The following is a 15,062-nucleotide window of genomic DNA, read 5'->3' on the forward strand; positions in this document are numbered from 1 at the left end:
TTAGTTCTGTAATTCTTTACTGACTGGCAGGTTGTCAAACTCCTGCTGATTGCGGCGCGCGCCGTGTGCCAGCTCGCTCATGATTTTGGTCAGGAAAGGCGTTTTCAGGATGTAGTAGCGTTTGGCGATGATGGCGCTCAGTACATAGCAAACCGCCGGGGCCAGGGTGAACAGGCCGATAATGATGCTGATGGTCGCGCTGTTCTGGGTTTTAGCTGCGGCGTCATAACCACCTCCTGCCAGCATCCAGCCGATCATCGCACCGCCCAGCGCCAGGCCGAGTTTCAACACAAACAGCGTGCCCGCGAAGCTGATGCCGGTAAGACGCTTGCCGTTGGTCCATTCGCCGTAGTCGACGGTATCGGACATCATGACCCACTGGATCGGCGTCACCAGCTGATGCAACACCCCAATCACAAAGATGAAGGTGAACATCACCACCGTGGCATGCATGGGAACGAAGAACATCGCCACGCTGACCGCTGCCAGGGCGGCGTTGGTCCACCAGAAGATGCTGACCTTGCATTTCCAGTCGGTGAGCGGTTTCGCCAGCGCAGAGCCAATCAGGTTGCCGACACAGTAGGTGGTGAGGAACGCGACAAAGATTTCCGGCGAGCCCATGATCCAGGTGCAGTAGTACATCATCGCGCCGCCACGCACGCAGACGGCGAGGATATTGAGAATGGTCAGCACACCAACAATACGCCACTGGTCGTTGTGCCAGATATCTCGCAGGTCTTCGCGCATGGAGGTGGTGCTCGGCGGCACCTGGATGCGCTCTTTGGTGGTGAAGAAGCAGAACGCCAGCATCAGAAACGCGACCACCGACAGCACGGCGATCCCGCCCTGGAAACCGAACGCTTTGTCATCGCCACCAATCAGGTTAACCAGCGGCATCATCAGTACCGTCGAGAGCATGCCGCCCGCGGTCGCCAGCACAAAGCGCCAGGACTGCAGGGAGATACGCTGCGTCGGGTCGTTGGTGATCACACCGCCCAGGGCGCAATAAGGGATGTTAACCACGGTATAGAGCAGCGTCAGCAGCGTGTAGGTAATGGCGGCATAAATCATTTTGCCGTTGAGGCTGAGGTCCGGCGTGGTGTAGGCCAGCACGCAGACAATGCCGAACGGGATAGCACCGAACAGTATCCACGGCCGGAATTTACCCCAGCGGCTGCGGGTGCGGTCAGCGATCAGGCCCATGCACGGGTCCGAAATCGCATCCAGCGCACGTGCCAGCAGGAACATCGTGCCGACAAACCCGGCAGGAATGCCGAAGATATCGGTATAGAAAAACATCATGTACAACATAACGTTATCGAAGATGATGTGGCTGGCGGCGTCACCCATGCCGTAGCCAATCTTCTCTTTTACTGACAATACGTCGCTCATTTTTTATCCTTCACGCTGTAGGGGGCGCTGAGACCGGTTACAGATTTTTAAACCATTGTTTCAGGAGCGGGTATTGCGTTTTCTGGTTAGCTGGTTACGTTTCTTGTTTTTTGTGATCGCGGTAAATATTGACGAGCACGAAATGCTAACCTGAGGATTTTCTTAGGAATTAACTGAAACAGGGGTGTTAAGGTCAAAAGAGAGGTGAAAAAAGTGTGCCGGGGTATGTGGTAAATGCCTGAAAGTAGCTATAATGCGCCCCGCCTCCATGTAGCAATGCAGGCGCGGAAGATCGTCATCTCCGGTGAGGTGGCTGGACTTCAAATCCAGTTGGGGACGCCAGCGTTCCCGGGCAGGTTCGACTCCTGTGATCTTCCGCCAAAATTCTTTGAATAGATTTTTCTCATATTTGTTTCACCATTAAACTCAAATAATAATTAAATCTATTCACTAAAATTTTTATGTGACTCTTCTGCTTTTCAGTAATTTTTAAGTCATCCTTTTTCGTTTTTTCACCCACAAATATTCAGGCATTAAACTTTACCCATGTGTTTCAAATAATTAATTACGTTGATGTTTATTTGTTCGGTTATATTACGAATATCATAATAGCCAAACTTTAATCGTGAGGTATAATTCCTGAACGACAAAACGCGTTGCATTTCATATCTAACGAGTAGGATATCTGCGTTAAGTTATCATTCACTCACCCAACCGCATATGCAACAACGGAAACGCATTCCCCTGTCCGTCGCGTTCTGAGCGCCCCACCTCCACAAATCCCATATGCTGATAAAACGCAACGCCCTGCGGGTTTTGCTCGTTTACATCCACTTCATTCGCACCAAAATGCGCAATGGCATAGTTCAGCAGCAATTTCCCTACGCCCTTCCCCCGGCTCGCATCATCCACAAACAGCATTTCAATGCGGTTTTCATCGACGCCTAAAAAGCCATGAATAACACCCGCTTCATCGCGGGCAATCATAACCTTGAGATTGGGCAGATAGGCATTGAGCAATAACGGGCGCAGGGTCGCAATATCACTTTCCTGCAAAAAATGGTGGGTGGCACGAACGGAAGACTCCCAGACTGTGACGAGACGTTCGAAGTGTGAGGGGTGTGCGGTTTCGATTTTCATGAGGGGGATCATTATAGAGCGCAGCGATTAAATCAAGTATCCAGAAGCATGGAGGCAATAAAATGAAGACCTTAAATGAAGTAATAAACTCTCGAAACTGTGAAAGTCGAGAGCGTATCAAGGAAATGGCCCGGAAGTTGGTGCAGGAGACTGGTCAGCAGATAGAGCATGAAAAGCAAGAATCCCCAACAGACATTGAGAATAAAGAAACCAGCTAATCCTTCATGGTAGTTGTTCGGGTAAACCGAACAACTGAGGAACGGTAAATATTATAGCGCCCTGTCCCCCCTCACCCTAGCCCTCTCCCTCCGTTAGAGGGAACTGGCCGTGCGGTTTGTCATCCCCCACCTTAATCTCCATCACTGCATATACCCCGTCTTTAGGCACGACCACGGTGACGTTTTCCACCGGCACGCCTGCCGCGATATGAATATCCTGCAGCTGCCGGAGCGTCCGCGGGTAAATATCCTCCCAGCCGATACAGCGCAAAATAAAATCGATTTGTGGGCTGCTGGCCAGCATATTCGAGACAATCACCGCCCCGCCGGGCTTTATCAGCCGCAGCGCACGCTGGAGAAAAATCACCGCATCGGCATCGTTGAAATAGTCGAAAATCCCCAGCGCATCCACCAGTTCGGCCTGATGCTCGCCCAGCTCATGCAGTAAATCTTCGTTACGCACCAGCGTATGGAGCAAGTTGCGCCTGAGCAGGGTCAGCTGTTCACCCACGATAATGCCTTCCTGCGCCGCCATGGTTTCGGCCCAACTGAGCGCCACTGGGTCTTTATCCACCAGCGTCAGATACACCTGCTGGCCGTCGAGCTTCGCCTCGCGCAGCGCCTCCAGCACGGGGATTGCAGCCCCGCTCGCCAGGCTCACCCAATTGTTATCGTTCCCGTTGCGGATGTATTTATCCACCATCGCAGCCAGTACTTTTGCGCGGGAGCGCACACCAATGGCATCGTTCGCATGGATAAACCACTGGCGGCTGTCGCTGTCCATTCGGGTTCCGTCTGGCAGGCGCTCCTCCAGCGGGTTTTGCACCACAAAAAGCGCCAGCGCAGAGGGAACCAGCCGGGTACGCCACGCGGTGAGCGCCGGACGATTGCGGTAGGCTTGCCCGGAATAACGGTTCTGTGGGATAAGCACGGCCTGTCCCCCCTCTTCGTATTCAATCAACGGAGGACGAAGCGCCGGGTCGGCTTTCAACGCCCGATTAATCGAATTGATCTCACGGGCAGTGTCGTCCTTCATCGGCCACTGGTCGCTAATATCCGGAAATGACGCACTGAAAATGGTCATATTTTCCGGTGCGTCGCCGCGAAAAGGCTGCCAGTTCATGTCGTCGTCTCCCGTTGAGCTTTTAACGGAAGTCTATCCAGGCGAGCCAGTAAAACCCTACGAAGAAAGCACGATCTTTACTGCTTAACCCACACCAGCTGATCAACCTTGAAGCCCAGACTGCGCGCGGTGTTCAGGTAATCCTGCTTCACCGCATCTGGGATGGTCGGTGTGCGTGACAAAATCCACAGATAATCCCGGTTCGGGCCGCTCACCAGCGCATACTGGTACTTATCGTCCAGCTTGATCACGTTATAGCCGCCGTAGAAGGGGCCGAAGAACGACACCTTCAGCGCTGCCGTCGTCGGTTCGCCGGTAAAGTACGCTTTGCCTTCACTCTCATTCCACTTGTTTTTGACCGGGTCGAAACCCCGGTTAAGCACGCTGATGCCACCGTCGCTGCGCTCGCCATAGGTGGCGGTCACCTGCTCCAGACCCCGTTCGAAGCGGTTTTTCAGGCGGGCAACTTCATACCACTTGCCGAGATAGCGGCTGGCTTCAAAATTTGAAATGGGCTTTACGCCTTTCGGTGGCGTAGGGGATTTACAGGCCACCAGAGTCAGGGCAATGGCGACACCCGTCACAACAGGCCATAGTTTCATGAGAATTCCTTTCATTTGCACGGTTGGAAGTAAAGTGTAGTGCACCGTTACGGCGCTTCATCCCGTGAGGGAAAATTCGTAGTATATTGAGAGTATTCCTCCACTCTGGACACGGACATGGCTTACTCCATCGGCGAATTCGCCAGACTCAGCGGGATCACCGCCACGACGCTGCGGGCATGGCAGCGTCGCTATGGTTTACTCAAGCCACAGCGCACGGAGGGCGGCCATCGCCAGTACAGTGATGAGGACGTCCAGCAGGCACTGAAAATCCTCGACTGGGTGAAAAAAGGCGTGCCCATCGGCCAGGTCAAACCGCTACTGGAACGCCCCGTCCCGCGCCGGACCAACAACTGGCAAACGTTGCTTGAGACCATGCTGCAACGCCTGCAGGACGGGAAAATTGAGTCCCTGCGCCAGATGATTTACGACGCCGGCCGCGAATACCCCAGGCCAGAGCTGGTTGCAAATGTGCTGCGTCCGTTGCGCAGCCAGATGTCAGCCAACATCCCTGCCGCCATGACCCTGCGCGAGATCCTCGACGGCATTATCATCGCCTATGCCTCGTTCTGCCTTGAGGGCGACAAAAAAGCGCCGGGTGATAACATCCTGCTCAGTGGCTGGTACCTGAATGACCCGTGTGAAATCTGGCTCGAGGCCCTGACGCGTACCGGACAAGGGCACCGTATCGATATTTTGCCAACCCCCTCCACGTCACTGGCGCCTGAGATTTTCCCCGAGCGCAAATGGCTTCTGGTGACCAGCGGTAAACTGACCGCCGCCCGGAAAAAGCAGGTGGCGCAGTGGCAGCAGCAGGTATCCCTTGAAGTGATTATCCTCTGATTATTTTCTCCTGCGGTAAACTTCACGAAAAGTTGAATATTTTTCCGTCCCGCAAATGCTAACGTTTTCCTGTGACTGACAACCCCACAGGAAAACACAATGAAAAAAACAACCCCTCTGCTGATGCTGGCCGCCATGGCCTTTACCCCTGCCGCGTTTAGCGCCCCTGCCGGCACCCTGAGCGTACATATTCTCGACCAGCAAACCGGGATGCCGCCATCTGACGTTACCGTCACGCTGGAGAAGCAGCAGCAGAACACATGGACCCAGATTGCCAGCGGCAAAACCGACCACGACGGACGTATCAAATCACTCTATCCGCAGGATCAGGACATGCAGCCAGGCGTGTATAAAGTTACCTTTAAAACCGCTGATTACTTCCACGGCAAAAAGCTGGACACCTTCTTCCCGGAGATCCCAGTGCTATTTACCGTGACCCGAACCAACGAGAAACTTCACATCCCGCTTCTGCTGAGCCAGTACGGCTACTCGACCTATAAGGGCAGTTAAGCCGCATTGATTTTAAAGGATAATAAAAAATAACTCCGCCAATACTTGGACAAATTACTCATGTTGTGTAAGTTTTAGATATACGAACTGGAGACACACACCATGACAATGAAACCTGTAATCGGTATTAGCGGATGTTTGACCGGTTCCGCCGTTCGCTTCGACGGCGGACATAAGCGTATGGGCTTTGTCATGGACGAACTGGCCCAGTGGGTGAATTTCAGGCCCGTCTGCCCTGAGATGGCCATCGGCTTGCCGACGCCACGCCCTGCACTGCGTCTTATCGTGACGGACAGCGGTGAAACCCAGATGCGTTTTAGCCACGCCCCGCACGAAGACGTTACGCAAAAGATGGCTGACTTTACGGCAGATTATCTGCCTAAAATCGGCGATCTGGCGGGCTTTATCGTCTGTGCGAAATCCCCCAGCTGCGGCATGGAACGCGTGCGGCTGTATGATGAAAACGGCAACCGGGGCCGCAAGGAGGGTGTCGGGCTGTTCACTGCCACCCTCCTTGAAACCCTGCCATGGTTACCCGTGGAAGAAGATGGCCGCCTGCACGATCCGGTGTTGCGGGAAAACTTTGTTGAGCGTGTTTTCGCGCTTCATGAACTGAACACACTGCGCGCCCAGGGTCTGACGCGCCGTGCGCTATTAGATTTCCACAGCCGCTACAAACTTCAGCTGCTGGCGCACCATCAGGCGGGATATCGTGAAATCGGCCCGTTCGTTGCCACGCTGCACGAGTGGGAAGATCTGGACGCCTTCTTTGTGGCGTACCGCGAAAAGCTGATGACCATCCTGAAAAAACCCGCCTCGCGGAAGAACCACACCAACGTGCTGATGCATATTCAGGGGTATTTCCGTAACCAGCTAAACAGCCGCCAGCGCGGCGAACTTCGCGACGTGATCCTGCACTACCGTAACGGGCAGTTGCCCATCCTCGCGCCGATCACGCTGCTGAAGCACTACCTGGCCGAATACCCTGACCGGTATCTGATGACGCAAAACTACTTTGATCCCTATCCTGATGATTTGGGTCTGCGTCTGGCAGTCAAGTGATCATAAAAATGCGAAGGCCCCATTGACCCTCAGAGGCCCAAAGCAGTACCCCGTTTAGACGACACCCTCACTGTCGTCTCTTTTTTTGCATTTAACCTTAAAGACTGTAATTATATACAGGCTACAGTGCAAAAAAGGAGCCTGCCTGTGATCAAAAGCCTGCACATCCAAAACTACCGCTCGATTCGCGACATGTCGCTGGAGCTGGAAGCGCTCAATATCGTCTTCGGCCCCAACGGTACCGGGAAATCGAATATCTACAAGGCGATACACCTGATGCACAGCGCGGCGCAGGGGCAGTTCTCCCAGGCGCTGGCAAATGAAGGCGGTATTCTGAAGGTGTTCTGGGCAGGTAAGACCCGTAGCGACCAGCTCCGGCGGATGAATCTTGCGGTGGAAACGGACACTTACGAGTACGAGCTGCAGGTGGGCTTTGTCGAGCAACTGCCCTATCCCTCCCAGTTTCAGCTCGATCCGGTCATTAAAGAAGAGTCCATCTGGCTTACCGGTCAGCGCCGTCGCCCTTCATCACAGCTGATGAAGCGCAGGAATCAGGCGGTATTTCTCAACAACGTGCACCACGAAAAAGTGACTCACAGCGGCACGCTGTATGAAAACGAATCGGTGTTCGGGCAGCTCGGCGAACCGCATCTCTACCCGGAAGTGTCGCAGATGCGCGAGTCCCTGCGTAACTGGCGCTTTTATCATGAATTTTCCGTCTCATCCGGCTCGGCGATGCGTGCCCCGCAGGTCGGTTTCCGCTCCCCGGTACTGGCCAGCGACGGCGCCAACCTGGCGGCCGCATTTCAGACCATTGTCGAGATTGGTGATGAAATGTTGCTGATGCGCATTCTCGACCAGGCCTTCCCCGGCTGCGAGTTTTACAGCGACAACACCGGCGGCCGCTTTCGCATGATGATGCAGCGCGAGGGGCTGAGCAGGCCGCTGGAACCGGCGGAGTTTTCCGACGGCACGCTGCGCTTCCTGTGCCTGGCGGTAGCGCTGTTAAGCCCGCGCCCACCGGCCTTTATCGCGTTGAACGAACCGGAAAACAGCCTGCACCCGCAGATGCTGCCCGCGCTGGCGAGCTTAATCGCCGAGGCCAGCCGCTACTCGCAGATCTGGCTCACCAGCCACTCGCCGGAGCTGGCGAAGTTGATTGAGAAGCAGCGGTCGTTTTCATTGTATGAGCTGTCGATGGCGGAGGGAGAGACGCGGGTGGAGAGGCTGGGGTAGTTTTTTGTCTTCTTGCTTCATCAAATTGAGTGATTAATAAGTGACAACGCCTTCGACCAACCACCAGTGAACTGCGGGGATGCGCTGAAGGGCTGAAGGGCTGAGCGTCGTCAGTATTGACCAGCCAAAGATATGTGAATGACTAAGATCCCGGTTCAGTAACCGAGATCTTAGTTTTACTCTTTTCTCAGATATACCAATATACCATATGTATTTTTATTTTTTATGGGTAATCAAGACACTGAAATGTTGTATCACAGTAATTATGCCTCAGATCCAGCCCATTATTTTTTGCTACAACTTGCCGATTTTTATCATTTTTTTAGCACGTTAGCGATCAATAACATTACTCCAGCAAAACTACCAATGTATATACTTATTTTACCTAAAAACAAAATAATACTCGGTGAAAAAGATATTGGTATTCCTTTATAAACTAAGAAAAAAACCTCTCCGCATGCATATAAAACGATCCCTGTCAGAAAAATTGAAACCATACTAAATACTATAAAAAAAACCAGAGGAAGAGTATATTTTAGTATTTTCATCTACCATCTCCTACTTGCTTCATTTTATACTCTGTATATTTACCTCCAACTTCTGAAGAAATACTACCACCAATGTCACCAATTGAGCTTGGCACATTGCTTGGTTTCATTTCTTTTGAAAGACCATAATCCCCTTTTATTTCAGTAAACTGTCTTAGGTCAGTGTTAAACTAGGGATCCCAACCACCTTTCCACCAGTTAGCACCAGCGTTAACTCCCCATTTAAGGCCATTGCCAGTGCCATAACCCACAACGGAACCTGCACCATTTACTAACGCACCAGATATTGGATCTTTACCTTCAAGCCAGTTTCCTAATGCACCTCCGGCCGCATTCCAGCCAACTGTTCCTCCAATACCATTTCCGGCACTGATCACATTAACCCAGCCACCAATAATAGCTGTTGTTGGGTCTATAGTTCCATCAGCTAGATAGTTGATACCAGCATTAGCACCTGCGCCTAATCCCCATAAGACCTGAGCGCTACCGGGTAAGAGAGCTACACTGCCTGTTGCAAGCGCCACCCCTACGGCATCACGTTCATTCATTGCTTTCTGACATGCGGCCCCACTCGGATTATCGGAACAGGTCGTCATATCGACGCCGTGCTGGCGTATCCACGCTGCCTGAGCCTCTTCACTACCGTCGAATAAATTATTCTCAACACTATTCTTCCCTGCACTGGCCCCGGCCGCCGCACCAGCCGTATTTCCCCCGGCCAGCCCGCCAGCTATGCCCGCTGAAACAGATGCCAGCGTACTCACGGTCTGCTTCTGCCCTTCCGTCAGCGTCGACGGGTCTGTGTCCGGATAGAGCTGTCTGGCAATCGCTGTCGCAATCAGTTCGCCGGATGCCGCCCCCACAGCGCCTGCTGTTGGTGATGCTTCCCCCCTTCAGGGTGACGTTGTTGCCCGCAATCACGCTGCCGTTATTGACGGTAACGTCCTTCGGCGACAGGTAAAGCTTCGGCACCATCACCGTTTCGCCGTTGACGGCGTCCTTCTCCCACCACAGTAAGCTGTGGTCGAGCGCAGCAATCTGATCCGCAGTCAGCGAGACGCCAAACTGCAGGCCCAGCGACTGCTGCGCCGCCGCGGCGTTATCCATCAGATCCAGATCGGAGCCGATACCGTTCAGGTAGCGGTTATCGGTCTGGTCGAGTACTACGTTGGAAACATAGCGGGTATCGAACGCCGCATCGCCGAGGAAGCAGTAATAAATTAATGACGAAGCCGAAAAGTCTTACGCCACTCTGCCGGACTCACGCCAAAACGCGCCTTAAATTGCTGGCGCCAGGTCACCGCAGAGTTAAACCCTACCAGCTCTGCCACGCTTTCAATGGGCATATTTCCGGCTTCTAACAATATCTGGCTGCGCCGCAGGCGCTCGGTGGTCAGCCAGTCAGCCACGCTCATTCCGGTGGCTTTTACAAAATGGCGGGTAAGCGTGCGGCGGCTCATCGATACCACCTCTGCCAGCGAGTCCAGATTATGCGGTTCGGCAATGTGCTGCTGGAGATAGTCAATCAGATAGTTAATTCGTCCGTCACGGGTATCTTTCGGTACCGGCTGGGCAATAAACTGTGCCTGCCCCCCCTCGCGGTGTGGCGGTACGATCATACGGCGGGCAATCTGGTTAGCGACCACGCTGCCAAAGCGCTGGCGGATGATGTACAGGCAGCAGTCAAGCGCGGCAGCGGTACCCGCAGAGGTGATGATATTGCCGTCATCGACGTAGAGCGCATTGATATCCAGCTTTACGTCCGGGAAAAGCGTCTGAAACTGATGTTCAAACTCCCAGTGCGTGGCCGCGCGTTTACCGTCGAGAATGCCCGCATAACCCAGCACAAACGACCCCAGACAAAGCCCGACGATCTCCGCCCCGTTGTCTCTGGCCTGGACCAGGCTGTCGAGAAGCGTCTGGGGCGGGCGTTGCTGGACATGCTGCCAGTAAGGCACCACGACGATATCTGCCTGGCCGATGGCGGAGAAATCGTGAGTCGCGTTAAGCGCAAACCCGTCTGTGGATGTCAATAATCCCGGTTTTTCGGCGCAGATCAACACACTAAAGCGCTTTTCGCCGGATACCGTATCACCGAACAAAATGCAGGGAACGGAGTAGTGGAATGGGCTGAACCCGTCTACTGCAACAATCGCGACGTTGATTAGCGCCATGTATCTCTCCTTTCCCCTGATGATGCTCAGAATATAACGGTTTCACCATCCTCGGGAATGCTCACCGCATCTCCAATCAGGTTCGCGTCAACGTACTCACGCAGCGCATGGCGGGTCAACAGACAGTGGTTGATGGCCTCCATATGGGTCGCCACAATTTTCGCCTGCGGCAGCAGTAAGTGGACGTTGAGCACATCTTCCTGGCCCATGATAATCGGCCCAAACCCGATGACGTGAGCATAGCCCGCGTTAAGCACCACCACATCCGGCTGATGCTTTTGCAGATCGGCTGCCACTTCATCACGCCAGATGGTATCCCCGACAATGTAGAGCGTCTTCTCATCAGGATGACGTAAAACCACGCCACAGGCTTCACCCAGCCGTTCCGCCAGCTCCGGCACGGCGTAAGCACGATCGGTACCGTGCTGGCCGCCGCGGGTTTTCGCGATCCGGATATCGCCAAACCCCGTCTCCTCGGTCATTACCGTCAGGTGGGTAAATCCCTGGCTGCGCAGCAGCGCGGCGTCGCTGTCGTTTTGCACAAAGACAGGTTTATCTTTGCCGATCAGTTCGACTGCGGCGCGATCCCAGTGATCGTCATGGGTATGGGTGACGATCACGGCATCCGCCTCCAGCAACGTGTTGACGTCAACGGGAAGCTCGACCATCGGGTTGCGGATCTCCGCATGCGCCGTGCCGGGGAAGCCCGGATAAGCGCCCTTCGGGGCCAGCATTGGGTCGATTAAAAAGCGTTTCCCGGCGTAGGTAATCAGCTGAGTGGCATTACGAATCTGGGTGATGTTCATGGGTATTCTCCTCATAGTGTGAAGAGGAGAATAGCCCGATGCCGCGCGTAACGATGTGGGCCACAGGGCGATGATCGATGAAATCGGGTCAACGTTATCGCATCCGCAACGCATCCACCACCAGCGAAAAGGCCGGCGACGGCTGCTTTCGGCTCGGGTAGTAGAGATAATACCCCGGGAAGGGCAGACACCAGGGTTCCAGCACGCGGATTAACCGGCCTTCAGCAATATGATCGCCAAACTCGTCTTCGGGCAGGAAAGCAATCCCGAATCCCGCCAGGGCAGCTTCGACAATATGCCAGGAAGTATTAAAGGTCAGCTGGCCATTCACGCGCACGTTCAGATCGCCACCGTCATGATCAAAATCCCAGACGTAAATCCCGCCGGATTTAATCATCCTCTGGTTAATGCACTGGTGCTGCGTCAGCTCATGCGGCGTTTGCGGAACAGGATGACGGGCGAAGTAGTCCGGCGAGGCGACCGCGGCCATACGCAACTGCGGGCCTATCGGCAACGCAATCATGTCTTTATCGATGGTATCTCCCATACGAACGCCCGCATCGAAGCGGTCGGCAACGATATCGCGAAAACCGTGATTGGCGTCGAACTCGATGTGAATGTCGGGGTATTGCCGCAAAAGTGGCGTCAACTTAGGTAACAGAGTACGCGATAACACATCGGGTCCACAGGTGATCCTCACCGTGCCGGCGGGCTTGTCGCGAAGCTCCGTCAACATGTCCAGCTCCGCTTCGATTTCATCGAAACGGTTGCCAATCGCGTTAAGCAAGCGTTCACCGGCTGCGGTGGGGGAAACGCTGCGGGTGGTGCGGGTCAGCAGGCGGATCTGCATCCGGTTCTCCAGCCCGGTTATGGCCTGGCTTAACGCGGGCTGGGTCACGCCCAACTGTGCCGCGGCACGGGTAAAACTGCCCTCACGCGCCACGGTGACAAAAGCAAAAAGATCGTTCAGGTTACGCTTCATCACACCCTCATTTATAAGCCATACTTATAAGCCCATTAAGCATTGATTAGCTAGTCAGAATACACCCGCCGTGTAAAATTTTCACTGTGACCTGACGTCAACCACATTCCAACCCTTCATCTGCATGCGTTATTCCCGTGAATAGCGCCCGGCCCCGGCTTGTCCGAATCTGGCCGAACGAATAACAAGGTAAACACGATGTCCGCTATGGTGAACGAAACATCAGCGCGCCAGTCCCGTGCCTGCTGGAGCGGCGTGCTGGCAATGACCCTCTGCGCTTTTACGCTGGTCGCCTCAGAATTTATGCCTGTAAGTCTGCTGACGCCCGTCTCGCGGGATCTCGCCGTCAGCGAAGGCCTGGCGGGCCTCGGGATCGCGATATCCGGCGCGCTGGCCGTATTGACCAGCCTGTTTCTCTCTTCTCTTGCGGGAGGCATTAACCGCAAATCGCTGCTGCTGGGCCTGACGGCATTGATGGCCGTCTCCGGTCTGATTATCGCCGTGGCTGAGAGCTATCCCCTTTATATGCTGGGACGCGCACTGCTTGGCGTGGCCATTGGCGGCTTCTGGTCGCTCTCCGCGGCGACCGCAATTCGCCTTGTGCCACCGCATCAGGTTCAACGTGCGCTGGCCATTTTTAACGGTGGCAACGCCCTGGCGACCGTCGTTGCGGCTCCGCTCGGCAGCTGGCTGGGGGAGACAATCGGCTGGCGCGGTGCCTTTTACTGCCTGGTGCCCGTCAGCCTGCTCGCGTTTATCTGGCAGTGGTTCAGCCTGCCTTCCATGTCCGTGGAAAAGCGCACCGCGTCGTCCACCAGCGCCTTCGGCCTGCTGAAAAAACCACTGGTGGCAAAAGGAATGGTCGCGTGCGGCGTCTTTTTCATGGGGCAGTTCGCGCTGTTTACCTACGTGCGTCCGTTCCTGGAAACCGTGACTTTCGCCAGCGCGACGCAGTTATCGTTAATCCTGCTGGTGATTGGCGTGGCGGGTTTTATCGGCACCCTGCTGATCGGCACGTTTCTGCGCCGCGGATTTTACACCACGCTGGTCGCCATTCCCGTGGTGATGGCGCTGATTGCCGCGGCACTGATGGCCTTCGGCCATCACCTTGCCGCCGTCACCGCCCTGCTCGGCCTCTGGGGACTGGTCGCGACGGCCGCCCCCGTCGGCTGGTGGACCTGGGTTGCCAGAACGCTTCCTGAAAATGCCGAAGCGGGTGGCGGACTGATGGTGGCAATGGTGCAGCTCTCCATTGCGCTCGGCTCCACGCTCGGTGGCCTGGCCTTTGACCACAGCGGTTGGCAAAGCACCTTTGCACTCAGCGGTGTACTGCTTATCGCCGCTGCCATGTTCACGTTTCACACCTCACACAACGACACACTTCACAGGAGTTAATCATGAGAAGATTCACTATGGCGCTCGGGCTGTTAGTTAGCGCCTTCGCCGCCAGCGCTGCCGATATGTCCCGGGGCGCAGATAATTTCTATAAAAGCGATAAGGTTACGCAGCAGAAGGTGACCTTTAAAAACCAGTATCAGATGAACGTCGTCGGCAATCTGTATCGGCCAAAAGAGGCGGATAAAAACGCCAGACTGCCGGCGATCGTGGTTGGCCATCCGATGGGCGCGGTGAAAGAGCAAAGCGCCAGTCTCTATGCGCAAAAGCTCGCGGAACAGGGCTTTGTCACCCTGGCGATTGATCTCTCATTCTGGGGGGAAAGCGAAGGTAAACCGGGGCATCTGATCTCACCAGAAATCTATTCCGATGATTTCAGCGCGGCCGTGGATTATCTGAGCACTCAGTCCTTTGTCGATCCGCAGCGCATCGGGGTGCTGGGCATTTGCGGCAGCGGCAGCTTCGTTATTAGCGCGGCGAAAATTGACCCGCGCATGAAAGCGATCGCCACCGTCAGCATGTATGACATGGGCTCCGCCTTCCGCAACGGTCTCAACCATTCCGTGACGGTTGAACAGCGTAAAGCGATGATTGCCTCTGCCGCTGAGCAGCGTCTGAAAGAGTATCAGGGTGCAGAGACAGCCTACATTCCCGGGACGGTAAATAAGCTGGATGATTCTACGCCGGCTATCCAGCGTGAGTTCTTCGATTTCTATCGCACCGAACGCGGCGGGTACACGCCACAGGGCGAGAAAGAGGCGCTGACGACGAAACCGATGATGAGCAGCATCGGCAAGTTTATGAACTTCTACCCGTTCAACGATATCGAAACCATTTCACCGCGTCCGATGCTGTTTATCACGGGTGATAAAGCGCATTCGAAAGAGTTTAGCGAAGACGCCTATAAACGCGCCGGTGAACCGAAAGAGCTGTATATCGTGCCGAATGCAGGCCACGTTGACCTGTATGACCGCACGGATCTGATCCCGTTTGCAAAACTGGCCTCGTTCTTTAAAGCCAACCTGAAATAA

At 54.5% G+C, this 15,062-nt stretch carries 15 protein-coding genes, 1 tRNA gene and 2 pseudogenes; 9 read left to right on the plus strand and 9 right to left on the minus strand.

Going from position 1 to position 15,062, the window contains the following annotated elements; genetic code table 11:
* A complete protein-coding gene (locus AM410_RS06400) occupies nt 1-1,392 on the minus strand; it encodes a glycoside-pentoside-hexuronide family transporter (RefSeq protein ID WP_073397545.1) in 1,392 nt (463 codons plus the stop codon).
* A 286-nt stretch (nt 1,393-1,678) separates the two neighbouring features.
* Between AM410_RS06400 and AM410_RS06405 the strand changes: the two genes are divergently transcribed.
* A tRNA-Sec gene (locus AM410_RS06405) sits at nt 1,679-1,773 on the plus strand.
* Nucleotides 1,774-2,094: 321 nt separating this feature from the next.
* Here the strand turns inward: AM410_RS06405 and AM410_RS06410 are convergent.
* Nucleotides 2,095-2,532: a GNAT family N-acetyltransferase gene (locus tag AM410_RS06410; protein ID WP_073397543.1), complete on the minus strand. Its 438-nt coding sequence runs from the start codon at nt 2,530-2,532 to the stop codon at nt 2,095-2,097.
* 62 nt (nt 2,533-2,594) lie between these two features.
* Here AM410_RS06410 and AM410_RS23875 point away from each other — a divergent pair, with 62 nt between their 5' ends.
* The gene (locus tag AM410_RS23875) at nt 2,595-2,750 is read left to right on the plus strand and encodes a hypothetical protein (protein WP_154815906.1); all 156 of its coding nucleotides are present in this window, start codon (nt 2,595-2,597) and stop codon (nt 2,748-2,750) included.
* 76 nt (nt 2,751-2,826) lie between these two features.
* Here the strand turns inward: AM410_RS23875 and AM410_RS06415 are convergent, their stop codons facing one another.
* Together AM410_RS06415 and AM410_RS06420 are read right to left on the minus strand one after the other, a co-directional pair.
* Nucleotides 2,827-3,873: a class I SAM-dependent methyltransferase gene (locus tag AM410_RS06415; RefSeq protein WP_108647651.1), complete on the minus strand. Its 1,047-nt coding sequence runs from the start codon at nt 3,871-3,873 to the stop codon at nt 2,827-2,829.
* A gap of 77 nt (nt 3,874-3,950) precedes the next feature.
* The gene (locus AM410_RS06420; protein WP_108647653.1) at nt 3,951-4,475 is read right to left on the minus strand and encodes a lipocalin family protein; all 525 of its coding nucleotides are present in this window, start codon (nt 4,473-4,475) and stop codon (nt 3,951-3,953) included.
* Between the two features lie 117 nt (nt 4,476-4,592).
* Here AM410_RS06420 and AM410_RS06425 point away from each other — a divergent pair, with 117 nt between their 5' ends.
* The 5 genes from AM410_RS06425 (at nt 4,593) to AM410_RS24020 (ending at nt 8,561) form a co-directional block, all read left to right on the plus strand.
* Nucleotides 4,593-5,318, plus strand: a complete 726-nt coding sequence (locus AM410_RS06425) for a MerR family transcriptional regulator (protein ID WP_014168030.1) — start codon at nt 4,593-4,595, stop codon at nt 5,316-5,318.
* 99 nt (nt 5,319-5,417) lie between these two features.
* On the plus strand, nt 5,418-5,828 hold the full coding sequence (gene uraH, locus AM410_RS06430) for a hydroxyisourate hydrolase (RefSeq protein ID WP_014168029.1): 411 nt from the start codon (nt 5,418-5,420) through the stop codon (nt 5,826-5,828).
* A gap of 102 nt (nt 5,829-5,930) precedes the next feature.
* Nucleotides 5,931-6,890: a YbgA family protein gene (locus AM410_RS06435; RefSeq protein WP_020882705.1), complete on the plus strand. Its 960-nt coding sequence runs from the start codon at nt 5,931-5,933 to the stop codon at nt 6,888-6,890.
* A gap of 147 nt (nt 6,891-7,037) precedes the next feature.
* Complete coding sequence (locus AM410_RS06440; protein WP_044867713.1) at nt 7,038-8,126, plus strand: AAA family ATPase; 1,089 nt, start codon at nt 7,038-7,040, stop codon at nt 8,124-8,126.
* Between the two features lie 225 nt (nt 8,127-8,351).
* A complete protein-coding gene (locus AM410_RS24020) occupies nt 8,352-8,561 on the plus strand; it encodes a hypothetical protein (protein ID WP_219822380.1) in 210 nt (69 codons plus the stop codon).
* A 109-nt stretch (nt 8,562-8,670) separates the two neighbouring features.
* Here AM410_RS24020 and AM410_RS24280 read toward each other — a convergent pair.
* From AM410_RS24280 to AM410_RS06470, 5 genes and pseudogenes are all read right to left on the minus strand, one after another.
* Nucleotides 8,671-9,546: pseudogene (locus AM410_RS24280) on the minus strand (VENN motif pre-toxin domain-containing protein); the annotation flags it as partial.
* Nucleotides 9,524-9,889, minus strand: a pseudogene (locus AM410_RS06455) (hypothetical protein); the annotation flags it as partial. The pseudogenes AM410_RS24280 and AM410_RS06455, both read right to left, overlap by 23 nt.
* A 5-nt stretch (nt 9,890-9,894) precedes the next feature.
* Nucleotides 9,895-10,848, minus strand: a complete 954-nt coding sequence (locus AM410_RS06460) for a GlxA family transcriptional regulator (protein WP_073397539.1) — start codon at nt 10,846-10,848, stop codon at nt 9,895-9,897.
* 26 nt (nt 10,849-10,874) lie between these two features.
* Nucleotides 10,875-11,654 carry an MBL fold metallo-hydrolase gene (locus tag AM410_RS06465; RefSeq protein WP_108647655.1) on the minus strand — a complete coding sequence of 260 codons (780 nt, stop codon included), beginning with the start codon at nt 11,652-11,654 and terminating at the stop codon, nt 10,875-10,877.
* Nucleotides 11,655-11,748: 94 nt separating this feature from the next.
* Nucleotides 11,749-12,636, minus strand: coding sequence for a LysR family transcriptional regulator (locus AM410_RS06470; RefSeq protein WP_073397535.1), 888 nt, complete (start codon nt 12,634-12,636; stop codon nt 11,749-11,751).
* A 198-nt stretch (nt 12,637-12,834) separates the two neighbouring features.
* On the opposite strand from AM410_RS06470, the gene AM410_RS06475 reads away from it, so the two are divergent.
* Entirely contained in the window at nt 12,835-14,031 is a 1,197-nt protein-coding gene (locus tag AM410_RS06475) for an MFS transporter (RefSeq protein WP_073397534.1), read from the plus strand.
* 2 nt (nt 14,032-14,033) lie between these two features.
* Nucleotides 14,034-15,062 (plus strand): alpha/beta hydrolase, encoded by a 1,029-nt coding sequence (locus tag AM410_RS06480; protein WP_032679306.1) that lies wholly within the window; start codon nt 14,034-14,036, stop codon nt 15,060-15,062.

The organism is Enterobacter cloacae complex sp. FDA-CDC-AR_0164, from assembly GCF_003071645.1.
Lineage (GTDB): Bacteria > Pseudomonadota > Gammaproteobacteria > Enterobacterales > Enterobacteriaceae > Enterobacter > Enterobacter ludwigii.